We start from the raw sequence: 24132 nt of genomic DNA, 5'->3' as shown, positions 1-24132 counted from the left end.
TCAACAATTGCTGCGTTGCAGTATCGGCGTCGCTGCCGCCGCGTCGCCTGACACTCGCTCATCGTCGTTCCGCGGCGGCTGTCAGTGCGCGCTCTTGCTGCCCGTCCCGAGCGACCAGTGCGGCTGCTCCGAATTCGCTTCCGGAAGCAGGAAGTGTGGTTGGATCCAGCCCAGCGCGAAGGCGAAAACCAGGACCACCAGCGTCAGCAGAACGAAAGTTCCCAGACCGCCGAGGATCAGGTAGTCGGTAAAGACGCGTCTCGCCCAACCCCGCAGGCCGAGGTAGTCGGCAATCGATACGTAATGCGGCGCGGCAGCGGAATGGCGGTCCTCAATCTTGGCCACGAAGCGCAAACCGCACGCCAGGCAGCGGAACGGCGCCTGCTGTTTCAGGCGCAGCGTGATACCTTCCCGTACGCCGCGGCGCCGCGAACGGCGGGTATCTTCCGAATGACAGGCAGAGCATTTCATGGCACGACGCAAGCCTCCTCGCGGTGAGCACCGCCGCTGGCTGCTGCGTGGCCGGCTAGCTGGCGGTGAATGATGGCAGATGGCTCAGCATGCGCTCTGTGCCGGCAGGCGACTGTGCTTTTTGTCGCAAAGGCGCGATTTTTGTTGCGGCCGAGATCGCCCGCAGCGGCGATCGATTCTTGGCGTGTTGCAGGCTTGAAGTGGGCGCTGCCGCGATCCCGGAAAGTGCTACACTTCCGCGCCATGCGTATGCCCTTGCTCATCGCTGCGGCAGTCGCCGCGATCGCCAGCCAGGCTATTGCGGGAAACTTCGCGCTCCGCGGCGGCGCCGCCGTCGGGCCCTGGTTTTCCCCCTACGGAAGCGCCTTTGCTCCGCCATTTGCTTATTACGGCGCCTTTGGGCCTTGTTTTGGGCCGTGCGCGGACGACGAACAGATACGACGTTTCCTTGATCGTTACGAACGCAACTATGGGCAACGCTTGCTGCCCGAGAAGCCGCTGTTCGAGTACCCGCCGCTGCCCCGTGACGTGCCACCGACGCCGGCTGCCCACATCCAGCCACGGTATCGCGGCGCCAGCCAGATTCGCCCGGAGTTCGAGCACAGCGGAAAGGATCTCGGCGAGGATTCGGCGAGCGGCCGCTAGCTGGCCGCTGCGCCGGGCGGTCGGCGCTACTCGACGAGTACGGCGGTGCCGCTGGCCGAGACCATCAGCATGCCATTGCTCTGGCCCAGGACCTGATAGTCGAGGTCCACGCCGACCACCGCGTTGGCTCCCAACTCCTGGGCGCGCTGCAGCAGTTCCTGGACGGCAATATCGCGGGCGCGCTGCAGCTCTTTCTCGTAGGTCGCCGAGCGGCCACCGACCAGGTCACGAATGCCGGCAAACAGGTCCTTGAAGAGGTTGGCGCCAAGGATCGCTTCGCCGGCGACGAGGCCGTAGTAGCGGCTGATCTTCTTGCCTTCGATGTTGTGCGTGGTGGCAAATTTGCATGTTCGCTCCAGATGGTTATGGTTGCTGTCGAATCGCCGGCGTCGTGGCGAACCCCGCCCGATGCTTGAGCGTCGGCGCTGCGTCAACGTAGGGCGTTCGCCCGCCGCGCCCCTTGCGCGGCCCCTGAGGAGAATATAGCGATGCCGGCGCGGGCTGTACAGCAGTGCGCCTGGCCGCATCCGAAGCGGTCGCGGCGAGCGGCGCCGTCGACCAGCGCTGGCCGTCAGGCGTGTTCGCTGACGCCGGCCGACTCGAAGCTGGCCATTTCGTTGAGAAAGGCGGCGGCCGCGCGGACCAGCGGCCAGGCCAGCGCGGCGCCGGTGCCTTCGCCGAGGCGCAGCCCGAGGTCGAGCAGCGGCTCGGCTTTTAGCGCCCGCAGTTGCGCGACGTGTCCCGGCTCGGCCGAGCGGTGACAGAAAACGCAGTAGTCGCGAATGTTCGGCGAGATGGCCGCGGCGACGAGCAGCGCCGAGCTGACGATGAAGCCATCGACGAGCAGCAGCAGGCGGCGTTCGGCGGCGGCCAGCATGGCGCCAGCGATCATCGCTATTTCGAAGCCGCCGAACTCGGCGAGGACGGTCAGCGCATCGGCGTCCGCAGGCAGCGCCGCGCGCTGCACCGCCTGCGCCAGCAGCGCCTGCTTGCGCGCCAGGCCGGCGTCGTCGAGGCCGGTGCCGCGGCCGACGCAGTCGGCCAGCGGCGTGCCGGTCAGTTGCTGCGTCAGCAGCGCGGCGGCGGCGCTATTGCCGATCCCCATTTCGCCAAAAGCGACCACCCGGCAGCCGTGGTCGGCCAGGTCGCGGGCGATTGCTGCGCCGCGGCTCAGCGCGGTGTCGCATTCTGCCGCGCTCATTGCCGGCTGTTCGAGGTAGTTGTGCGTACCGCTGGCGACCTTGGCGTCGAGCAGCCCTTGACGAACGCCGAAGTCGTGCGCGACGCCGGCGTCGACGATCTGCAACTGCAGGCCGTTGTGGCGCGCGAAAACATTGATCGCCGCGCCGCCGGCGAGGAAGTTCTCGACCATCTGCCAGGTTACTTCTTGCGGATACGCCGAAACACCCGCGCGGGCGGCGCCATGGTCGCCGGCGAAGACCAGCAGATGCGGATGGTCAAGGGCCGGCGTCAACGATTGCTGCACCTGGCCGATCTGCAGTGCCAGGCGTTCGAGCTGGCCGAGCGAACCCGGTGGCTTGGTCTTACCGTCGATCCGTGCCTGCAGGGCGGCTACGGCGGTGGTTGGCGCGATGGAAAATTGCATGCTCTGGCGATCCCCGGCAAAGCTCGCGATTATACGCGCCACGGCGCGTGTTAATCTTCACGGCATGCGAGAACTGATCATTGGCGGTGCCCGTTCGGGCAAGAGCATGTTGGCCGAACGCCGGGCCGCCGAGAGCGCTTTGCGGGTTGTCTACGTAGCTACCGCGCAGGCCCTCGACGGCGAAATGTCGCAGCGCATCAAACACCACCGGGCGCGGCGCTGTGCCGACTGGGGTCTGCTCGAGGAGCCGCTCGAGCTGGCTGGCGCGCTGCGTCGGCATGCCGCGCCGGGGGTCTGCCTGCTGGTCGATTGTCTGACCTTGTGGCTATCGAATCTGTTGTTTGCCGGCGATGCGGCGCGCCAGGCCGAAGCCGGCGAAGCGCTTTCGTGCCCGCTTCTCGGCAGCGCGACGCGGGCGCTGATCGAGACGCTGCCGCAACTGCCGGGGCGGGTCATCCTGGTCAGCAACGAGGTCGGCAGCGGGATCGTGCCGATGGCGCCTTTGTCACGGCTCTTTGCCGACGAACAGGGTCGGCTGAACCAGCAGGTCGCCGCGGTGTGCGAGCGGGTGACGCTGGTCGTCGCCGGTTTGCCGCTCGAGTTACGCTAGCGCTTGCTGTTCCGGGCGCCCGCAAGAGTGTTATTCTTGCGGTTGTCTGACAACTTTGCAGATCAAGGAGCGGAAACAAATGTACAAGCGCATCATGGTCGCCCTCGACCAGAGTTTCATGAGCGGCAGGGTCCTGGAAACAGCCATCGAACTGGCCAAGAGCACCGGCGCGCAGATCGCCATTTGCCACGCCATCGACGAAACGATTCTCTCGCAGCGCGAGGTGGCGATGATGTTGCCGAACAGCGTCGGCAAGACCGAAGCGCGCCTGCGTATGGGCGCCGAGGGCTTTCTCGGCAAGGCGGCAGAAACTGTGCGTGCGGCCGGCGTCGAAGTCGAGATCAAGGTCGTCGAGTCAGAGAAGAAGCACGTTTCGGACATGCTCATCGACGCCGCCGCCGAATGGCACGCCGACCTGTTGGTGGTCGGTACGCACGGCCGTCGCGGCATCGAGCGCTACTTCGTCGGCAGCGTCGCCGAGCGTCTGGTACGCAAGGGGCGCCGGTCGTTGCTGCTGGTCCGCAGCGAAGAGCCGGACGACGCCTGAGTAGAGGCTTCGGCGCAGCAGCCCGGCGCGTCTAGCCGAGCGCTTGCGCCGGCAAGCAGCCGGCGAGCGGACGCAGGTCGAGGTGCTGTTCGACGGCGTCGGCGAGGCGGTCGAGGTCGGCCTCGCGGCGCTGCCCCGGGTCGAAATCGTGCGTCGGCCGGTGGCCGGCCCACGTCAGCAGCGCGCGCAGCGCCGCTGGTGAGTCGAACAGACCATGACAGTAGGTCGCCAGAATCTGCCCGTCGGCCGACAGCGCGCCGTCCGCACCGCCGGCGAGCTGCAGCGCCGGCGTGGCCAGCGCTGGCCCCTGCGTCACGCCCATGTGGATGCGATAGCCGCTGACCGCTGCCGATCCGGGGAGCAGCAACTCGCCGCTGACGTTTTGCAACGTCTTCTCGGCGGCCAGTCGCGTTTCGTAGTCCAGCCAGCCCAGCCCCGGCGTGCTGCCGGCCTGGCCTTCGATCGCCAGCGGGTCGTGCAGCTGGCGGCCGAGCATCTGCAGGCCGCCGCAAATGCCGATGACTTTGCCGCCGTAGCGCAGGTGGCGAGCAATCGCCTTTTCCCAGCCCTGCGCCCGTAGCCAGGCGAGGTCGGCCTGCACCGCCTTGGAGCCCGGCAGGACGATCAGGTCGCAAGCGGGCGGTGTGTCGTTCGGCCCGACGAAGCGAAAGTCGACTTCCGGGTGGAAACGCAGCGGGTCGAGGTCGTTGTGATTCGAGATCCGCGGGTACGCCGGCGCGACGACGCGCAGCGCCGTCGCCTCCTTGCGCTCGGCCTCACGCGGCAACGCGTCTTCGGCGTCGAGGTAGAGACCGTGCAGATACGGCAGGACGCCGAGCACCGGCTTGCCGGTGCGCTGCTCGAGCCAGCGCAGGCCGCTTTCGAGCAGGCCGATGTCGCCGCGAAAGCGGTTGATCACGAAGCCTTTGATGCGCGCCTGCTCGGACGGCGAGAGCAGATCGAGCGTGCCGCAGAGGTGCGCGAAGACGCCGCCACGGTCGATGTCGGCGATCAGGATCACCGGACAATCGACGGCTTCGGCAAAGCCCATGTTGGCGATGTCGCGGTCGCGCAGGTTGATCTCGGCCGGGCTGCCGGCGCCTTCGACGAGCAGGCACTCGTACTGTGCGCTCAGGCGCCGCCACGATTCGAGGACCGCTTGCATGGCCAGCGGCTTGTACGCGTGGTAGTCGCGCGCGTCGAGGTCGAGTAGCGCCTGGCCGTGGATGATCACCTGCGCGCGCCGGTCGGTGGCCGGTTTCAGTAGCACCGGATTGAAATCGGAGTGCGCCGCGACGCCGGCCGCGAGAGCCTGCAGCGCTTGCGCGCGGCCGATCTCGCCGCCGTCGATGGTGACCGCCGAATTGAGCGCCATGTTCTGCGGTTTGAACGGCGCGACGCGGACGCCGCGACGTTTCAGGATACGGCATAGCGCGGCGACCAGGGTCGTCTTGCCGGCGTCGGAAGTGCAGCCCTGAACCATCAGGCTGGGGGTACGGTGCTCGTTCATCGTAGAATCCGGGGTTTGCTTAGCGCGATTCTCGCATGCCTACCGATTCTTTCCCCGAATTGCTGCCGCTCGCCTGGTCGGCGGCGCTTGCTCTGCCCCTGGCGGCGATCGCCGGCGCCGCCCTCGATCGCCTGCTCGGCGAGCCCCGGCGCTGGCATCCGCTGGTCGGTTTCGGGGCGCTTGCCGAGGCCCTCGAAGCGGCTTTGAATGGCGGCCGCGGGCGCACTTTGCGCGGCTTGCTGGCGTGGTCATTGCTGGTCTTGCCCGTGCCGGCGCTGGTGCTCTGGCTGAAGCCAGCAGGCTTGGCCGGCTGGGCTGTTGACGTCGTTCTCCTGTACCTGGCGCTCGGCGGCCGCAGCCTCGGCGAGCACGCCAGCCGCGTGGCCGGCGACCTGGCGCGCGGCGACCTGGCGCTGGCACGGCGACACGTCGGCTGGATGGTGTCGCGGCAGACCGAGAATCTCGACGACGCCGGCGTCGCCAGCGCGTGCGTCGAATCGACGCTCGAGAACGGCAACGACGCCGTCTTCGCGGCGCTGTTCTGGTTCGCTCTGCTCGGTGGGCCGGGCGCGCTGCTGTTCCGTCTGGCCAATACGCTGGACGCGATGTGGGGTTACCGCAACGAGCGCTTTGCCGATTTCGGTTGCGCCGCGGCGCGCCTCGACGACCTGCTCGGCTTCGTTCCCGCCCGCCTGACGGCCCTGTCGTACGCGCTCTGCGGCCGTACGCGCAGCGCGCTGCGCTGCTGGCGCGCGCAGGCGCCGAACTGGAAGAGCCCGAACGCCGGCCCGGTCATGGCCGCTGGCGCGGGCAGCCTCGGCGTCGCCCTCGGCGGGGCGGCGGTCTACCACGGTCGCCGTGAGCAGCGGCCGCTGCTCGGCGAGGGACGCACGGCCTGCGCCGACGATATCGGCAAGGCCTTGACGCTGTTACGCCGCTGCCTGCTGCTGTGGCTGGCGACGATTCTTTGCTGGGGCTTGACGCGTGCTTGAGCACGGCGGTCGCCTGCGCGCCGCGGCGCGCCAGTACGCGTCCTTCGGCGACTGGACGCTGGCCGACTGGCTGGACTTGTCGACCGGCATCAATCCCTGCGCGTATCCCGTTCCGGCGATCGACCCGGCGTGCTGGCAACGCCTGCCCGAGGACGACGACGGTCTCGAAGACGCGGCGGCGGCGTATTACGGCAACCCGCGACTGCTCGCCATGCCGGGCTCGCAGGTGGCGATCCAGTTGCTGCCGACGCTGTTCGCGCCGCTGGCGGTGGCCTGCCTGACGCCGATCTACGAAGAGCATCCGCAAGCCTGGCGACGCGCCGGCCACCGCTTGCGTCGCCTGCAGCATGCGTCGCTGACGCGCGCGCTGGCGGTGGCGACGCCGCTGGTCGTGCTCTGCAACCCGAACAACCCGACCGCCAGCAGTGTGTCGGCCGACGCGCTTCTCGATGCCGCCAGGCAATTGCAGCGGCGCGGCGGCTGGCTGGTCGTCGACGAAGCCTTTGCCGACGCCGCGCCGGAGAACGGCGTCTGCGCGCTGGCCGGTAGCGACGTGGCGCCGAATCTGATCGTCCTGCGCTCGCTCGGCAAGTTCTTCGGGCTCGCCGGCGCGCGCGTCGGCTTCGTCTTTGCCGCCGCCGACAAGCTCGAGAGTCTGCGCGCGGCGATCGGTCCCTGGCCACTCTCGGGCCCGGCTCGTGCCGTTGCCCGGCAGGCGCTCGCCGATCGCTCCTGGCAAGCGCAGACGCGGCGGCATTTGGCGGCCGCTGCGGCACGGCTGGCGGCGCTGCTGGCGCCCTTTGGCGAAATTGCCAGCACGGCGCTGTTCGCCACGCTGGCGACGCCACACGCCGGGTCGCTGTGCGAACACCTGGCCCGGCAGGCGATCCTGCTGCGGCACTTTCCCGAACATGGTCTGCTGCGTTGCGGCCTGCCGGGCGGCGAAGCCGAATGGCAGCGTCTGGCCGACGCGCTGGCCAGTTGGATCCCTGGAGATGCTGACGATGGCCAAGATCGCTAGCCGTTGCTCGAAACTACTGCTCGTCGCGTGTCTGCTGAGCGCCGGTAGCGTGCTGTGCGCCGAAGTCGCGGTGTCGGTGGTTGACGACGCGGGTACGACGATCCGCCTGGCGCGGCCGGCGCGACGCATCGTCAGCCTGGCGCCGCACCTCACCGAAACACTGTTCGCCGCCGGCGCCGGCGAGCGCGTCGTCGGCACCGTCGAGTACAGCAACTACCCGCCGGCGGCGGCGAAGATCGCGCGCGTCGGCGGTTACTCGCAGGTCGACCTCGAACGCGTCGCCGCGCTGCAGCCCGACCTGGTCATCGCCTGGCAGAGCGGCAACGCTGCCGCGCACCTCGATCGCCTGCGCGCGCTCGGCCTGCCGATCTACATTTCGCAACCCGATCGCATCGAAGACGTCGCCCGTGAGATCGAGCGCCTTGGCGTGCTGGCCGGCAGCTCGGCGGTGGCCGATCGCGCGGCGGCGAGTTTTCGCGAGCGCCTGGCGGGCCTGCAGAAACGCTATGGCAGTCGGCCGCCGGTGCGCAGCTTCTATCAGATCTGGAAACAGCCGCTGATGACCGTCGGCGGCAAGCAGATCATCTCCGACGTGATCCGCCTGTGTGGTGGCGACAACGTCTTCGGCAAGCTCGAGACGATGGCGCCGACGGTGACCGTCGAAGCGGTCATCGCCGCCAATCCGGAAGCGATCATCGCCAGCGGCATGGGCGAATCGCGGCCCGAGTGGCTCGACGACTGGCGGCGCTGGACGTCGATCACCGCGGTCGCCCGCGACAACCTCTTTTTCGTTCCGCCCGACCTGATCCAACGCCACACGCCGCGCCTGCTGGACGGTGCCGAGGGGCTTTGCCGGCACCTTGAAACGGCGCGGGCGCGGCGGCCGCAATGAGCACCGGGACGGCAGCAGTTAATGTGAAAGTCGCGTACGCGACTCTCGAAACTCCCGTCTCCCCTTGCGGGAGAAGGGCCAGGGGAAGAGGGGAGCGGTCATTACTTTCATGATCTGGGGTATCTCGACATGTCATGAACGTTAGCAGCGCCGGCAGGTCGGCGGCGAGGCGCGTCGGCGACCGTCAGCTGCTGTCGCTCGGTGGGTCGCTCGCCGGCTCGCGAAGTTGCGACGGGAGAACATGGTTGACCAGGTACAGCGGGCGCTGCTTCACCTCGTCGAAGATCCGGCCGATGTATTCGCCAAGGACGCCGACCGAGATCAACTGGACGCCACCCAGGAACAGCACGACAGCCATCAGCGACGGGTAGCCCCTGACCGCGTCACCGTACATCAAGGTCTTCCAGATCACCACCGCCGCGTACAGAAGCGACAGAACGGCGACCGATAGCCCCAGGTAAGTAGCGATCTTCAGCGGCCCGATGGTAAATGAGGTGATTCCCTCCAGGGCCAGGTTCCACAGGTGCCAGTAGCTCCATTTGCTCTGGCCGGCGAGTCGTGGCTGGCGGCGGTAGAGCATCGGCTTGGCCGGAAAACCGACCCAGGCAAACAGCCCTTTCATGAATCGGTGCTGCTCGCGAAGGCCGCTGAGTTCGTGCACGACGCGCCGGGTCATCAGGCGGAAGTCACCGGTGTTTTGCGGGATGTCGACGCGGCTGACGCGGCGTATGAAGCGGTAGAAGAGCTGCGCCGTCGTCTTCTTCATCCAGCTTTCGCCTTCACGATGGCTGCGCACGCCATAGACGACGTCATAGCCCTGGCGCCAGCCGGCGAGCAACTCGGGAATCAACTCGGGAGGATCCTGGAGGTCGGCGTCGAGCACCACCACGACGTCGCCGCTGGTATGGTCCAGCCCCGCGGACAGCGCCAGTTCCTTGCCGAAGTTCCGCGACAGATCGACGACCGTGACGCGCGGATCGCTGGCGCGCATGGCGTGCATCAGTGGCAGTGTCATGTCCTTGCTGCCGTCATTGACCAGGACGATTTCGTAGGGCGCGCCAATGGCGCTCAGCGTCTCGGTGACGCGGCGATAAAACTCGCCGATCACCGCCTCTTCGTCGTACGCCGGCGCGACCACTGAAATTGTCGGCAACGAGTTCTCGGGCCTGGGGCTGAGCCTGACCCGCTCGGCGGTGGCTTCGGCGGCTGTGCGGCCGGCGTCGGCGGCGGCTTTCATCGGCGTCCGTGCCGGACGTTTGGCGGAAGAGTAGGGGCTTGCTTGGGCACGATGACGGCCTCGAGGTCAGGGGAAGGTCAAGAGGATAGCGCTAGCCGCCTGCGCGGCGCCAGCGAAAATCGTCCAGCTCGCTTGCCCATCGTCGACGGGGTGGCGCTGACCGTTCAGCTTCGGTGCTGAAACGCCCAGTAGCGACTGAGGACGAAAGTCAGCACGGCAACGGCCACCAGGATGATTGCCAGCAGCCAGTAATACGCGATGCCGCTCGAATCGAGAAGATAGACGAAGGCCAGTTCGTTGATCACGAAGCCCCCCAGCGAGACGGTGAAGAAGCGTCTGATCGCCGGCCCCAGTGATTTCGTCTGGTAACGAAAGGTCAGGAAATAGTGTCCGCAGAAGGAAACCAGCACGGCGACCGACCAGCCGAAAAAGTTGGCCAGGTAGGGAAGGACGTCGAACGCGGCAATACAGACGACCGTTGTCAGCCAATGCGTCGCCGACGCGGCGCCGCCGACGGCGACGAAGTAGGCGAGTTGTCGCAACAGTGGTTTCATGGCGGCCGATCGGAAGATCCGTGCGTTTGGCGCGGTTGCGAGCTCGCTCCGCGGACAATTGCCAAGTTCACCGAAGCGCATCGGGGGGCGAATTCTAGCAGCCTCTGCTCGCTCTGCCTGGGAACTACCGGGCACGCCGGATCGATTCCCTGCTGCTCATGCTGAAAAGGTGGCCGCGCCTGCTGCCAGAGTATTCGGTGGCCGTCCGACCGACTGGCGTCAGCGAGTGTGGTCAACGCTGCGCCAGATCCTGGTCTGTCGGAACAGCGCAAGAAGTCTTCGATTGCTCCGTATGCTGGCGTGGCACTGCGCTACGTTCCACAGAGATCCTGTTTGCTGCCCGCAGCGTGCGATCGTCGCGGTGGCTCGGTCTGCCAGGCGAGGTCAAGCGCGGCCCAGTTTGCCATGAGATCGCGTACCGGATGCCGACCGAGGTAAAGCCAGGCGTTGGCCGTCACGATATTGTCTTCGGCGCGCAGCAGACCGCCATCGCGTGCAACGATCACGCCGTCGACGAGGTTGCCGCTGACGTCGGCGCTGGACTCCGGGAAACGGACATTGATTCCCCCGGTATCGATCAGGCTATTGTGGGTGATCGTGCTCGTCGCCGCCTTGTTGAGATAGATCCCCTGGTCAGCGCAATAGGCGATCAAGTTGGCGTCCATCACGCCGCCAGCCTGCTCGACAATACAACGCCCATCCCGGCAGGCGCTGGAATTGCTGCCGCCACCGCCAAACGACATCCCGACGCGTCGCCCTTGGCGTCCAGCAAAGCGAAATTCGCACAATACGACGTTACGTTCCATCCGGGTTCGCTCGCCTGCTCCCTTGGCAAAAACTCCGTAACTCGTCTGGTCGCCCCCGTCCTTGATGAAATCGGCGATTAGATTGTCGGTAATCGACCAGTCGCTGGCCGCTACGATGTCGATTACGGTGACCGGGTTGTCGGTCGACCGGGGGCTGCTGTTGACCAGACTATTCCATTCGATCCGGCCGTGATCCGGGAAATGAGCGTGGGCGCCGTTGACCTTGAAATGAGCATTGAAGTCGATGATCGTGTTGTTGCGTGCGACGAAATGGTGACCTTCGCCGACCACGTGGAAGGCGTGTTCGCACGCGGAGTGGTTTTTGCACACGCCAATGATCGTCAGATTCTCGAATAGCCAGTACGGCGCATGCACATGAAAGCCTTCCAGCATTTCGAGCTCGAGCGTCACGGCGCCGGGAGCTGCCGCGCGAACGCTGATGGGTGCGTCCGGGCGGCCGGGACGACGCACCTGAATGCTATTGGAGCCCTTGATTCGGTACGTTCCCGGGGCAATGGTGATGACGTCGCCCGGCTCGGCGGTGTCGATGGCGTGCGTGAGTTCCCGGTTTGATCCGACCATGACATCGCGTTCAGCAGGCGATCTTGCTCCGCTGGCGAGCGGTCGACTGTCGGCACGCGCCCCGGCCCAAGCCGGATAAGCCGAATGAGCGACGGGTTCACCACGGTCGGCTTTCATCAATAGAGTTTGCGTCGTCGCGCCAATCGACTTGATAAGCGCGTTATGTCCGAGCGAACGTCGTTCGACGTATGGACCTGCCAGGCGTGGCGGGTACTCGAAATGCTCCAGAGCCCCCCAGATGACCGCCAGAACCGTCGTGGCAATCAAAGCCAGGGACAGCAATCCCGGCAATGCTCGGCGTTTTTTCGGCGTGCTCGTTGGCGCAGGCTTACTGCCATGTGCTGCTCGGTGCTCTACCACCATCTCGTCCTCCCGTCAGGTGTGCGCAGTCACCGGCCTTGCTGCCGGCAGGCGGTGCTCGTTTGCCGCCGCTCAATTTCGGTCGCTGGCGATTCGCGGTTTGACAATCGCTTCGTAGTACGCGAAAGCGTCGCGGATGTGCTCGCGCAATTGATTATCGTCCCACGGCTTGGTCAGGAACCTGTAGATCGCGCCCTTATTGACGGCATCGATGATCGAGTCGAGCTGCGTGTATCCCGAAATCACCAGCCGCACGGTGTCCGGATGCAGAAGCTTGACCCGGCCAAGGAACTCCGTGCCGCTCATCTGCGGCATCCGCTGGTCGGAAAGGATCACCTGCACAGAGTCGCTGGCCATTAACACCAGCGCCTCCTGGGCGCTCTCGGCGGTCAGCACGCGGTAGCCCTGCCCGCGCAGCACCCGGCGGATCGCCGCCAGGATGTTGGCTTCGTCGTCGACCACCAGCAAGGTGCGCAGGTCAGTCGGCGTATTGGCAAGCGCCAGCGCTTTGCCGGCACCGATCAGAGCAGCGAAATCGTCGGCCGGAACGGGCTTGCTGAACAGATAGCCCTGCATCTGGTCGCAGCGGTACTGTCTCAGATAACCCAGTTGGGCCTCGGTTTCGACGCCTTCGGCAACCACTTTCAGTTGCATGCGATGCGCCAGGGCGATCACCGAGGTGGCGATAGCGGCGGCCTTGGTATCGGTCACGATGTCCTTGACCAAAGCGCGGTCGATCTTGAGTTCGTCGACCGGGAAGCGACTCAGATAGCTGAGGCTGGAATAGCCGGTACCGAAATCATCCAGCGACAAGCCCAACCCCAGCGCTCGCAGGCGCTGCAGTCGCTCGATGTCCTGCTCGGGTGCGGCCATCAGCATGCTCTCGGTCAGTTCAAGCGCGAGCATTCCCGGATCGACGGCATGGCGGCTCAGCGCAGCGCTGAGTACCGACTCCAGGTCGCCGCTGGCGAACTGGCCGGCCGAGACGTTCACGGCTACTTTGACGGCCGGCAGGCCGGCGTCGATCCAGGCGCGGATCTGACGACACGCCTCGTCGATCACCCAGGCGCCGATCGGGACGATCAAGCCGCTTCTCTCGGCCAAGGGAATGAAGTCGCCAGGCGGCACCAGGCCAACATCGGGTCGCTGCCAGCGCAACAGCGCTTCGGCGCCGACGATGCGGCCGCTGGCAAGATCCACTTTCGGCTGGTAATGAAGCCGCAACTCGCCCTGGCTCAGCACGCGGCGCAGGGCATTTTCCATCTCCAGTCGTTCGAGCGCACCCTTGCCGAGCTCGCCGGTGTACACGGCGCACTGATTGCCGCCGCGATCCTTGGCGCGGTGCGTCGCTGCAGCAGCGCAGCGCAGCATGTCGTTGGCCGTCGCACCGTCCTGTGGAAAGACGCTGACGCCGACGCTGGCACGCACATAGGCTTCGTGGCCGTCGCTCAGGACGAAGGGCGCGGTGAGCGTGGCCAGCAGGTCACGGGCGGTGGTTTCGGCATTTTCGGCAGCGTGTGTGCCTTCCAGTACGGCGGCGAACTCGTCGGCCGCCAGGCGTCCGAAGCTGTCTCCCTGGCGCAAACTCCCCTGCAGGCGAGTGGCCACGGCCCGCAACAATTCATCGCCGAGGGTGTGACCCAGGCTCTCGTTGACGCTCTTGAACTGGTCCAGGTTGATGATCAACACCGCCGCCTGGCAGCCTTCCCGCTGCGCGCGGTCAAGCGCGTACTGCAGCAGCGAGCGCAACAGCAGGCGATTCGGCAGCGCCGTCAAGGGATCGTAGTGTGCCAAACGCTCGACCTGTTGTTCGCTGCGCTTGAGGCTGGTGAGGTCGGTGAATACGGCGACGTAGTGCGACGGGTAGCCGGCTTCATCGTGGACGACGTTCAGCGTCGCCCACTGCGGATAGATTTCGCCGTCGGCGCGGCGGTTCCACATTTCTCCCTGCCAATGACCGCTCTGCAGCAGGCTGCCCCACATCGCCTGGAAGTACGCGCGGTCGTGTCGTCCGGATTGCAGGAGACGCGGGTTCTGGCCGATCACGTCCGCCGCCGCATAACCCGTGATCTCGGTGAACGCCGCGTTGACACTGATGATCGCGCCCGTCAGGTCGGTGATGACGACGCCGTCGCGGGTACTTTCCAGGGCGGCGGCATACAAGCGTTGGCGTTCGGTAAACTCGCGCTCGGCCGTCAGGTCGCTCCAGCTGCCGATCACTTCACTCGGCTTGCCGCGGCGATCGTTAATCACCCGCATGTCGTCGCGCAGCCAGCGGACAGCGCCCCTGGCATCGCTGAAACGGTACTCGTGCGTCAGCGATCCGCGGCGCAGCAGATCGCTCCGGGCGTCGAACACGCGCGCCCGATCGTCGGCGTGCAGGTGCGTGTGCCACCACTCCGGCGCCAGGCAGTCAGCAGGCGTGTAGCCCATTACGCGGGCGATGTTATCGCTGACCCACGTCGGCGACAGTTCTTCGCCGTCCACGCGCAGGGCGTAGAGGATCGTCGGACTGGCCGATAGGAGAGACGTCAAACGCGTCGTGCTCTGGCGCAGGCGCGACTGCTCACGCCGCAGCTCGGCCAGCCTGAGCGCGTTTTCGAGGATCGTTGGAAGCCTCTCGATGTAGCCGCTCTTCTTGACGACGTAGTCTTCGAGGCCAAGCCGCAAGGACGCGGCGACGACGTCCTGGTCACCGTGGCCGGTCACCAGCACGATCGGCAGGTCGAGGCCGCGCTGATCGCGCACCGTCTTGGCCACTTCCAGCGCGTTCCGTACCGGTAGTTGGTAATCGAGCATCAGCAGGTCATAGTCCTGCGCTTCCTCGGCGTGTTGTGGCAGGCGTTTGAGCACCTCCTCACCGTCGGCTACGACGTCGATCCGGAACAGCGGTGCGTGCTCGGCGAAATAGCGAAGCGTCAGATCGACGTCGAAGCGGTTGCGTTCGGCGTAGAGCACGCGCAGAAGCCGCCCCTTGCGTCTCCAATCGCTGCGGAAACGATCAAGGGCGCCCGCCAGGACGCGCGCCAGGTGATCAGCGTAGTCGCCGTGCTTGCCCAGATAGTCGTCTGCTCCGGCCCGCAGTGCGGCCAGTGCCGAGGCCTCGTCGCCGGAGCCGGTGAGGACGACGAAGGCATGCGGCAGGCCTTGCGCACGCACGTGTGCCAGCAGGTCGAGGCCGCTGCCGTCGGGTAGCCTGAGGTCCGCGAGAATCACGTCGATCGCCGGCGTGCCAGCGTGCAAGCGCTCGATGGCGGCGCCGACGGTGGTGACGATTTCGACGACCGTGTCGGGAGCGCCACGGGCCAGTGCGCGGCACCCCAGGTCGGCGTCGACCGCGCTATCTTCGAGATACAGGACACGCTCGGGCGCGGTACTCATCGGCGGCTCGCTTTCACGGTTCAACGTGGCGGAGTGTTCAACAGGCACCAGTACATTTCGACCTGCGCCGCGACATCGATGAATTTGACAAAATCGACGGGTTTGAGGATGTACGAATTGGCACCCAGGCTGTAAGCCGTCTCGATGTCCTTGTCTTCTTCCGAAGTCGTCAGAACGACCACTGGGGTTTTCCGGCTGACCGCGTGCGACTTCAATCGAGCCAGCACCTCCAGGCCGTCGATTCGCGGCAGCTTGAGGTCAAGCAGAATCAACAGCGGCAGCGTTTCTCCTGCTTCCCATCGGGGAATCCAGGCGACCGCCTCCTCGCCATCGCGCGCGACGTGCACCGGATTGGCCAGTCGCCGTCTGGCAAACGCGCGCAGCGTCAAATCGACGTCGGCCGGATTGTCCTCGACCAACAGTATCGGTCTGCTGAGCTCGACAGCATTCATGCGGAAACCTCCAGATAGAACGTCGGCGCCAAGGTCGACGAGCGCTTTGCCCAGACGCCGATTGCCATGCCCCAGCTTGCCTTGCCGAGCGTCGCCAGTCCGCCACCGGGGCCAGACTGGCGCTTGTTTCGGTCAAGCGCGTATCCACCCCTTCGTAATGTACGGTAAAGGAGTGGCGAAGGGAACGGACACCCCGCTGACGACCCTGGCTCGCCTGCGCCAGGGCATTCCTTGACGACAGCACGCGTCTGAGCGGCAGCCCCGACCCTGTCTGGCGCAAGCTTTTCCGGGCGCGATCGCCGAACGCCGCCGCTAGCGGCCGCTGCCATCAGCGCGGCAATTCGAGATAGAAGGTGGCGCCGTGTCCGGGAGCGCTCTCGCCCCAGGTTCGCCCGCCCATCCGTTGCGCGGCCTTGTCGACGATGGCCAGCCCGACACCCGTTCCGGAATAGTCTTCGGCGCGCTGCAGGCGCTGGAAAATCTCGAAGATGCGATCGTGAAACTGCATGTCGAAGCCGATACCGTTGTCGCTGAACGCGAGGACGACCGATTGCTCGGTCTGGTTGGCGCTGATCGTCAGCGTCGGCGGCTGACTGTGGCGGGCGAACTTGAGCGCGTTGTCCACCAGGTTGCGCAAGATCATCGTCAGCCCCTCCGGGTCGCCGTGCGCGCTCAACCCGTGCAATTCCACCTTGACGATCGTGCCGCTCGCCTCGATGTCGGCGCGGCGGTCGTCGAGGACCAGCGTCACCTGCTGCGACAGGTCGAGCGTCTGGCGATGCACGCTGTGCCGTTCCATGCGCGAATACGTCAGGAGATCCTCGATGAGACGGCTCATCTGCGCGACCCCCTTGCGCACATTGTCGAGAAACAGGCGTCCCTCTGCATCGAGCAGCGTGTGATAACTCTCGAGCAGCAGTTGGCTGTAGCCGTCGATACCGCGCAGCGGCGCCTTCAGATCGTGCGACACCGAATAGGTGAAGGTCCGCAAAGCCTTGTTGGCCGCCGCCAGTTCATCGGTGCGCTGGCGTACGCGTTCTTCCAGTTCGCTGTTGAGTTGGCTGATTTCGTCGACCATCTGCCGATGTTCGGTGACGTCACGCGATACCACGACGACGCGTTCGACGCGATCATCGGCATCTCGAATCACCCCACCTTGCGATTCGATGTCGCGGCTGCTGCCGTCGGCCAGGACCACACGGAAGCTGCCGCGCTGGCCGGCGCCGCTCTCTATGGTCTGCTGAAAGCCGCGGCGCACGCGTTCGCGGTCATCGGGATGAATGCTGGCGAAGGCGTCGCTTCCTGGCAGATCGGCCGGCTCGCCAAACAGCGCACGGTACGCCGGGCTGCTGTAGAGGCGGTGTCCTTCGAGATCGACAACGGTCACCATGTCGCCCATGTTCTCGGCAATCAGGCGGAAGAACTCCTCCTGTTCGCGCAAGCTGGCCTCGGCGTGCTTGATTGCGGTGATGTCGCGGATGACGGCGAGCGGGCTACCGTCGGGCATCGTCGTTGCGATCACGTCGGCGACGAAAGTCGAGCCGTCCTTGCGCTGCAGCAGCCACTCCCGGTGGTAGTCGGCTCCGGCTCTGATGGCGTCGAGCGCCGGAGCGACATGCGGGTATTCACTCGCGACGACGATGGTGGAGGCGTGCAGACCGATCAGTTCCGCGCGCGTGTAGCCGAGCATCCGGCCGAGGGCCGGATTGGCATCGGCGTAGTAGCCCGCCGGATCGACGATAACGATGCCGTCCGGCGCGTATTCGAACAGCGTGCGATAGCGCGCCTCGCTGATCGCCAGCGACAAACGGCTCTGGTGTTCGCGGGTGATATCGCGAACGACGGCGAGGAAAGGACCGTCATCGGGTAAACGCGTCAGCCGGGCTTCGAAGTGGCGCAGGTCGTCGCCGATCGGCAATTCGTAGTCGTACGTAGCCAGGCCGCCGCACTCGCCAATCTCGGCCATCTTGCTGGCGACCATGCTGCCAATTTCAGCGGGCAGGACGTCCTGCAGGCACCTGCCCAGGAAGGCCTCGGGCGGCACGTAGAGCTCGGCATCCTGGCGGGCGCGGTAGTCGCGAATCGTGCCGTCCGCGTCCATCAGGAAGAACAGGTCGGGCAAGGCCTGAAAAACCGAATCGAGCAGGAGCTCACCGCGTCGCGCCGAGGCCTCGGCAAGCTTGCGGGCGCTGATGTCCTCGGTGAAAATGACGATGCCGCCGACCGCGCCGTCGGCGGCATGCCACGGTCGCACCTCCCAGCGCAGCCATTGGACGCTGCCGTCGTGGCGCTCGAAATGATCCTCTTCGGCCCTCACCACCTCGCCGGCCATGGCCCGTCGATGGACGTCCTTCCACGCTTCCGCGATTTCGGGAAAAATCTCGTAGTGCGAGCGGCCGACAACCTTGGCGTCTGCCAGTCCATAGTCGCTCAACCAGCGGCGGCTGACCGACAGATAGCGCATCTGCCGGTCGAACATCGCCAGCGCGGCCGGCGCGTGGTCGATGAACATCCGTAGCCGCTCGTCACTTTCGCCAAGCGCCGCTTCGGTCAGCTTGCGATCGGTGACGTCCTCGATCACCGCGATAAAGTACTTCGCTGCTCGGTCTTCGCCGCGCAACAGCGCCACCGTCAAGCGGACCCAGACGATCGCCCCCGACTTGTGCAGGTAACGTTTTTCCAGGGTGTAGGTTTGCCGCGTTGCCGCCAGCGCTTCGCCGACCAGTTGCAAATCGGCCGCCAGGTCGTCTGGATGCGTGATGTCCTGGAAACTGAGTTGCAGCATTTCTTCGCGGCTGTAGCCGACGATGTCGCACAGCCGCTGGTTGACCTCGAGCCAACTGCCGTCCGGTGCGACCTGCGCGATGCCGACGGCCGCCTGCTCGAAGGTCGCCCGGAACGATTCTTCGCTGTCGTGCAGTGCCGCGGTGCGCCGCCTGACCTGACGACGAAGCAGAAACACGAAGAAAACGGCCAGACCGAGCGTGCCGGCGCTTCCGATCAAGGTCCAGGCGACCCAGGCCGGCAAGCTCGCGGCGCGAGAATTGCCCAGCCAGCGATCAAGCGACGCGTAATACGCCGTGTCGCGCCGGGCAAGCAGCGCTTCGAGGTGGCGATCGAGCGTTTCGACAATCGCCGGGTCGGCGTCGCGCGGCGCGGCATAGCGGACCGAGATCGGGTTGAAGACGACGCCGGTGGACTCGAGCTCGTAGGTGGCCGCGTGCAGCGTGCCGAAAACGCGGCTGACGACGCCGGCGTCAGCGGTCCCGGCGGCGACCATCGCCAGCACCTGCTGATAGTCTTCGGCAGCAAGCGCGACGATACGCACGCCAAGCTTGTCGACCAGTTCGCTCAGCTCGTCGCTGTGCGTCGCCCCGGGGACCAGCGCGACACGCTTGTCCTGTAGTGCCAGCAGCGACTGGATCTTGCTCCCTGGCCTGGCGTAGACGACTCCCCAGTTGCTGAGCAAGGTCTGCCGGGTGAATTGAAATCGCTCGGCGCGTTCAGGGGTATAGGCGATGCCGGTCTGCAGGTCGATCTCGCCGCGGTCGAGCATGCCGAGGAGCGCCTGCCAGTCGTCGTGGACGAACTGCAGCTGCCATCCCTCTTTTTCGGCGACGTCGTTCAACACGTCGACGGCGATTCCCTGCATCTCGCCGCTCGAATCCTTGAAGGCGATGGGCGGATTGCTGCCGACGCCGACGCGCAGCGTCCTTTGCTCGGCGTGCGCCGGCGCCGAGGAAATAGTCAGCAAAGCGGTCAGTAGCGCGGGCAGCAGCAACGCCGTGATGAGTGACGCGGCAGCGCCGCGTCTGGCGACCGTGCCGAGCTGCGCCACGGCGAGCAGCAGACGTCGGCAAAGGAAGCGAGCGCTTGCAGTGGCTAGCACTTTCGCCCTGGCGATCATCGCGGTAATTCCAGATAGAAGGTCGCGCCCTGGCCGGGCTGGCTTTCCGCCCAGGCGCGGCCACCCATGCGCTGCGCGGCCTTGTGCACGATGGCCAGGCCGACGCCGGTGCCCGGATAGTCTTCGGCGCGCTGCAGGCGCTGGAAGACCTCGAAGATACGATCGTGAAAGCGCATGTCAAAGCCGATGCCATTGTCCTTGATCGCGACGATCACCGATTTATCGGCACGGCTGCCGCTGATGGTCAGGGTCGGTGAGCCGCTGTCGCGCGTGAACTTGAGCGCGTTGTCCACCAGATTACGCAGCACCATGCGCAGGCCCTCCGGGTCGGCGCAAGCACTCAGTCCGCCGAGTTCGATCGTGACGACCACCTCGCGCGCCTGCAGCTCAGCCCGGCGGTCGTCGAGGATGGCACCCAGCTCGTGCGACAGGTCCACCGTCTGTCCGTGCAGGCTACGCCTTTCCAGTCGGGAATACGCCAGCAGATCTTCGATCAGAAGCGCCATCTGCGCGACACCGTTGCGCACGTTGTCGACGAACAGGCGGCCTTCTTCGCCCAGGTCGGCCGAATGACCGTCGAGTAGCAGGCGGCTGTAGCCGTCGATGCCGCGCAGTGGCGCCTTGAGATCGTGCGAGACCGAATACGTGAAGGTCTCCAATTCCTTGTTGACAGCGTTGAGTTCGGCCGTGCGCTGCTCGACACGTTCCTCCAGATCGGCGTTGAGCCGGCGAATTTCGTCCTCCATGCGCTTGCGCTCGGTGATGTCGGTGATTACGGCAAGGTGCGCGGCATGGCCTTCATAGAGCAGGTCATGCGAACGCGCCTCGATGGTGATGACGCCGCCATCCTTTCGCAGGTGGCGCCATTCGCCGACGAAAGCCAGCCCGGCGAGACGCGCCACGAGTTCGGTCAGCGCCGCTTTGTCGGCCGCGGGATACAGGTCAGCGAGGCTCAGCGCGAGGGCTTCGTCGCGCGTATAGCCATAGTGAGCAATGAACGCCTCGTTGACCGCCAGCATGCGCAGACTGGCGGGAGAATAGACCAGCATCGGTGCCGGATTGCGCTCGAACAACTGCCGATAGCGCGCTTCGCTGCCAGCCAGCGACAAGCGGCTCTGGTACTCGGCCGAGATATCGCGTACGACGGCGATCAGCGGACCCTCGCTGGCCAAACGCGTCAGCCGAGCCTCGAAACGGCGAGCGCCATCGGTCATCGGCAAATCGTACTCGCAGGTCACCAGACCACCTTTTTCGCCGACCTCCGTCAGCTTGCTGTGCAGCAGTTCGCCGATCTCGGCCGGCAATACGTCCTGCATGCGCCTGCCCAGGAAAACCTCGTGCGGCGCGTCCCGGTCGGCGCTTTGCCGGGCGCGGTAGTCGCGAATGGTGCCGTCGAGGTCCATCAGGAAGAAGCGATCGGGCAAGGCCCGAAAAACCGAATCGAGTACCAGTTCGCCGTGGCGGGCCTTGGCCTCGGCGAGTTTGCGTTCGCTAACGTCCTGGATCGCGCCCTGCACGCGCACCACCTGGCCATCTTCCAGCACCGGCACGCCGATCGTCCGAAGCCATTTCTTCACCCCCTTGGCGCTATTGAATTCGAGTTCCAGATCGTAGGCACGGCCGCTTGCAACGGCATCCTGCAGCGCCTGTTCGATGGCCCGCCGCGATTCGCCGTGATAAAAGCCAAGTCCTTGCGTCACGTCTACTTCGGCTGCGGGCTCGAGGTCGTGGATGCGAGCGGTCTCATCGGTCCACGAGCCGCGCATGGTGGACACGTCGAACTCCCAGCCCCCGACCTTGGCCAGGCGTCCGGTGCGATCGAGGAGTTCCTTCTGCCGACGCAACGCGGCCTCGTCGAGCTTGCGCTGGGTGATGTCGCGGGCGATGCCAAGCACCCCCAGGACTTCGCCGCGTTCGTCGTAGACTGGCGACCTGATCGTTTCCAGCAGCTCGCGGTGGCCATCACTGGCGAAGCTCAGCCACTCCTCATTGACTCGCGAAGCACCGGCAGCGATCGCGGCAAGGTCGTTCTCGCGGTAGTGGTTGGCGACGTCGGCGGCAACGAAATCACGGTCGGTCTTGCCGACGATAGCGGCCTCGTCGGCACCGAAGAGTTGCGCGAAGCGTGGATTGCAGTGCAGATAGGTTCCTTTGACGTCCTTGAGCCAGACCACGTCGGGGATGGTCTGCAATAGCGCGTGCATTCTCGCGCTGTGAGCGGCGAGAAGCTCGTTGCCGCGGCGCAGCCGATAGGCCGTGGCTGCCGCTGCCAGGGCCAGCAGGAAACTTATCAGGCGCAGCAAGACGATGCCCCGGGTGGTGCGTCCCCAGCCTGCGGCGGGAAGGGCAACCATCTGCCACGAGCCGCCGCCAGGCAGCGTCACCTCGACACTCACCGGGTCGGCGCTGAAAAGCGCCGCGTCGCCGAAGAACTCGGGACCACCCGCGCCGCTACCGTTGATGCCACGCAGCGCGATGCGCAGGCCAAGGTCGGCGTCGCGCAAGCCGGCGTGCCGATAGAGCGTTTCGACATCGATCGCCGCCGACACCAGTCCCCAGAAACGCCGTTCGCCGCCGGGCTCGAGGGGTGGCAGGAAGACCGGCTGGCGAGCGATGATCGCCACGCCGCCCTGTTGCAACTCAAGCGGGCCGGCGATCACCGCCTGGCCGCTGTCGCGCGCACGCAGCGCCGCCTCGCGTTGCAGCGGCAGGGTACGGTAGTCGAGACCCAGCGCCGCCTCGTTGCCGGTGAGCGGGTAAATCAGCGACAGCACCATGTCCGGCGCGGCGCCGATATGGCGCAGCGCATAGCGTCCGCTGACCAGGCCAGCGGCAATCGCCGCGAACCCGGCTTGATCGATTTCAGGCCGGGATTCGATGACCGCCGTCAGGCCATGGACCAACGAGAGATTGATGTTGACGACGCCTTCGAGGCGGGCGCGCAGCGTCGAAAGACGATTGAGAACGTCGCTCCTTTCCTGCTCGAGCTCGCTCTGTTGCGCGTAATACTCGACGATCTGCGCCGTCGCCAGTACCAGCAGTGCGGCCAGCAAAGCAAAGAGCCAGGCGCGTCCGCCAGCGCCGAAGCCGCCGTTGGCGCGGGCGGTCATCGGCAGCGAACAACACGGCGAGGGCAGTGAAAGATACGACGGCGCATGTGAGCATCCAGAATCGATCTGCGAACGATAGTCGGCCCCATCGCTGACAAAAGTCAAGAGCCGGCGACGCGCGTTCGTTGCGGCGCGAGCGCAACCTTTGCGCACGCGTCCGGCAGGCGATCTGCCGGGGTGTCTTCGGCAGGCGATTGCCAGCCTGGAAGCGGCGCCATGCGGTTCGATGATCAGCTGCACGACCCTGGCCAATCGCCTGTTGAAGCAATATTTTCAGTGGACGCGACGCCAGATCGTCTGCTAAGTTGTCTTGTCGAAGTTCGATATATCTGGCACTTACGCCGCCGACGCGATGGAGGACAGACGATGGGCAAGCAGCCTTTACTGAATGGTTTCATCGGCGAATCACCGGCTTTCCGGAAGATGCTGGCGATTCTCGCTCGCGTTGCCCGCTACGACACGACGGTCCTGATCAGCGGCGAGACCGGTAGTGGCAAGGAGATGGCGGCGCGCGCCATCCACTACCAGGGGCAACGCCACGAGCGGCCGTTCATCCCGGTCAACTGCGGAGCCTTGCCCGACCATCTGGTCGAAAACGAACTCTTCGGGCACGCCCGTGGTGCCTACACCGACGCCCGCGAGAACCAGCTCGGGCTGATCGCGCAGGCCGAGGGTGGCACCTTGTTCCTTGATGAAGTGGACACCTTGACGGCCAAGGCGCAGGTCAGTCTGCTGCGCTTCCTGCAGGACGGCCAGTACCGCCGACTGGGCAGCAGCGTCGTCGAAAGCGCCGATATCCGCGTTGTTGCGGCGTGCAACAGCGACCTTTCGCAGGCCGTCGATCGGCACGAGTTTCGCGCCGACCTGTACTACCGGCTGGCGGCCATGGAACTGCTCGTTCCGCCCCTGCGCGAGCGTGAGCACGACGTCGTCCTGTTGGCGCGGCAGGTGATTGCCGAAGCCGCCCGCCAGTACCGGCTGGCGGTCAAGGACTTGCACGCCGATACCGTGCAGTGGCTGCTCGCGTACGCCTGGCCGGGAAACGTTCGCGAGTTGCAGAACCGTATCCAGCGCGAGTTTTTGCTCTGCGACGGGCCCGATGTTCTGGTCCGCGAGCGCGCGCCCGACAGTGATCGCCGACGCCAGCACGATCGTCGTCTTGCCTTGCCGACAACCCTCAATTTCAACGACGCCAAGCAATACGTGCTGCACGCTTTCGAGCGCAGCCAGTTGCAGCGCCTGATGTTGGAAAGCGCCGGCAACGTCTCGGGCGCTGCGCGCCTGGCCGGCAAGGAGCGGCGCGCGCTGGGTAAATTGCTCAAGAAGCACGGTATCGAGCCCGAGCAGTTCCGGCACTCCTGAAGTGCCGCGCTGGCGGCGCGGCGTATTGCCCGTCGGCCACCTCTTCCCCCTCAGCAAGAGCGCATAGCACGATCATTGCTTGCGCTC

At 65.7% G+C, this 24132-nt stretch carries 18 protein-coding genes; 7 read left to right on the top strand and 11 right to left on the bottom strand.

Annotation, left to right across the window (positions count from 1 at the left end):
* Positions 1–81 precede the first annotated feature (81 nt).
* Positions 82–471 (bottom strand): hypothetical protein, encoded by a 390-nt coding sequence (locus tag QZ656_RS19935; protein ID WP_291995024.1) that lies wholly within the window; start codon positions 469–471, stop codon positions 82–84.
* Positions 472–696: 225 nt separating this feature from the next.
* Here QZ656_RS19935 and QZ656_RS19930 point away from each other — a divergent pair, with 225 nt between their 5' ends.
* Positions 697–1116, top strand: coding sequence for a hypothetical protein (locus QZ656_RS19930; RefSeq protein WP_291995023.1), 420 nt, complete (start codon positions 697–699; stop codon positions 1114–1116).
* Between the two features lie 26 nt (positions 1117–1142).
* Here the strand turns inward: QZ656_RS19930 and QZ656_RS19925 are convergent, their stop codons facing one another.
* Both QZ656_RS19925 and cobT read right to left on the bottom strand, forming a co-directional pair.
* Positions 1143–1475 carry a heavy metal-binding domain-containing protein gene (locus QZ656_RS19925; RefSeq protein ID WP_291995263.1) on the bottom strand — a complete coding sequence of 111 codons (333 nt, stop codon included), beginning with the start codon at positions 1473–1475 and terminating at the stop codon, positions 1143–1145.
* A gap of 212 nt (positions 1476–1687) precedes the next feature.
* The gene (gene cobT, locus QZ656_RS19920) at positions 1688–2722 is read right to left on the bottom strand and encodes a nicotinate-nucleotide--dimethylbenzimidazole phosphoribosyltransferase (protein WP_291995022.1); all 1035 of its coding nucleotides are present in this window, start codon (positions 2720–2722) and stop codon (positions 1688–1690) included.
* Positions 2723–2786: 64 nt separating this feature from the next.
* Here cobT and cobU point away from each other — a divergent pair, with 64 nt between their 5' ends.
* Together cobU and QZ656_RS19910 are read left to right on the top strand one after the other, a co-directional pair.
* Entirely contained in the window at positions 2787–3332 is a 546-nt protein-coding gene (gene cobU / locus QZ656_RS19915) for a bifunctional adenosylcobinamide kinase/adenosylcobinamide-phosphate guanylyltransferase (RefSeq protein ID WP_291995262.1), read from the top strand.
* Positions 3333–3411: 79 nt separating this feature from the next.
* On the top strand, positions 3412–3879 hold the full coding sequence (locus QZ656_RS19910) for a universal stress protein (protein ID WP_291995021.1): 468 nt from the start codon (positions 3412–3414) through the stop codon (positions 3877–3879).
* A 31-nt stretch (positions 3880–3910) separates the two neighbouring features.
* Here the strand turns inward: QZ656_RS19910 and QZ656_RS19905 are convergent, their stop codons facing one another.
* The gene (locus QZ656_RS19905) at positions 3911–5389 is read right to left on the bottom strand and encodes a cobyric acid synthase (RefSeq protein ID WP_291995020.1); all 1479 of its coding nucleotides are present in this window, start codon (positions 5387–5389) and stop codon (positions 3911–3913) included.
* 35 nt (positions 5390–5424) lie between these two features.
* Between QZ656_RS19905 and cbiB the strand changes: the two genes are divergently transcribed.
* The 3 genes from cbiB to QZ656_RS19890 are packed head-to-tail and all read left to right on the top strand — an operon-like array spanning position 5425 to position 8294.
* Complete coding sequence (cbiB, locus tag QZ656_RS19900; protein WP_291995019.1) at positions 5425–6381, top strand: adenosylcobinamide-phosphate synthase CbiB; 957 nt, start codon at positions 5425–5427, stop codon at positions 6379–6381.
* Complete coding sequence (cobD, locus tag QZ656_RS19895; protein ID WP_291995018.1) at positions 6374–7402, top strand: threonine-phosphate decarboxylase CobD; 1029 nt, start codon at positions 6374–6376, stop codon at positions 7400–7402. Before cbiB ends, cobD begins: the two co-directional genes overlap by 8 nt.
* A complete protein-coding gene (locus QZ656_RS19890; RefSeq protein ID WP_291995017.1) occupies positions 7386–8294 on the top strand; it encodes a cobalamin-binding protein in 909 nt (302 codons plus the stop codon). Before cobD ends, QZ656_RS19890 begins: the two co-directional genes overlap by 17 nt.
* Positions 8295–8478: 184 nt before the next feature.
* Here the strand turns inward: QZ656_RS19890 and QZ656_RS19885 are convergent, their stop codons facing one another.
* The 7 genes from QZ656_RS19885 to QZ656_RS19855 form a co-directional block, all read right to left on the bottom strand.
* Complete coding sequence (locus tag QZ656_RS19885; protein WP_291995016.1) at positions 8479–9531, bottom strand: glycosyltransferase family 2 protein; 1053 nt, start codon at positions 9529–9531, stop codon at positions 8479–8481.
* A gap of 164 nt (positions 9532–9695) precedes the next feature.
* Positions 9696–10085, bottom strand: a complete 390-nt coding sequence (locus tag QZ656_RS19880) for a GtrA family protein (protein WP_291995015.1) — start codon at positions 10083–10085, stop codon at positions 9696–9698.
* A 311-nt stretch (positions 10086–10396) separates the two neighbouring features.
* Positions 10397–11473 carry a chondroitinase-B domain-containing protein gene (locus tag QZ656_RS19875; RefSeq protein ID WP_291995014.1) on the bottom strand — a complete coding sequence of 359 codons (1077 nt, stop codon included), beginning with the start codon at positions 11471–11473 and terminating at the stop codon, positions 10397–10399.
* A gap of 432 nt (positions 11474–11905) precedes the next feature.
* On the bottom strand, positions 11906–15214 hold the full coding sequence (locus tag QZ656_RS19870) for an EAL domain-containing protein (RefSeq protein WP_291995013.1): 3309 nt from the start codon (positions 15212–15214) through the stop codon (positions 11906–11908).
* 20 nt (positions 15215–15234) lie between these two features.
* Positions 15235–15666 carry a response regulator gene (locus QZ656_RS19865; protein WP_291995012.1) on the bottom strand — a complete coding sequence of 144 codons (432 nt, stop codon included), beginning with the start codon at positions 15664–15666 and terminating at the stop codon, positions 15235–15237.
* A 328-nt stretch (positions 15667–15994) separates the two neighbouring features.
* Positions 15995–19573, bottom strand: a complete 3579-nt coding sequence (locus QZ656_RS19860) for a PAS domain S-box protein (protein ID WP_291995011.1) — start codon at positions 19571–19573, stop codon at positions 15995–15997.
* Positions 19570–22683 carry a PAS domain S-box protein gene (locus QZ656_RS19855; protein WP_291995010.1) on the bottom strand — a complete coding sequence of 1038 codons (3114 nt, stop codon included), beginning with the start codon at positions 22681–22683 and terminating at the stop codon, positions 19570–19572. The genes QZ656_RS19860 and QZ656_RS19855 overlap by 4 nt, the downstream gene beginning before the upstream one ends.
* A 366-nt stretch (positions 22684–23049) precedes the next feature.
* Here QZ656_RS19855 and QZ656_RS19850 point away from each other — a divergent pair, with 366 nt between their 5' ends.
* Positions 23050–24045 carry a sigma-54 dependent transcriptional regulator gene (locus QZ656_RS19850; protein ID WP_291995009.1) on the top strand — a complete coding sequence of 332 codons (996 nt, stop codon included), beginning with the start codon at positions 23050–23052 and terminating at the stop codon, positions 24043–24045.
* The last annotated feature ends 87 nt before the right edge of the window (positions 24046–24132 follow it).

The organism is Candidatus Accumulibacter sp. ACC003 (genome assembly GCF_907163085.1).
Lineage (GTDB): Bacteria > Pseudomonadota > Gammaproteobacteria > Burkholderiales > Rhodocyclaceae > Accumulibacter.
The sequence above is the reverse complement of the archived record's forward strand: the minus strand, read 5'-3'. Positions and strand labels throughout refer to the sequence as shown.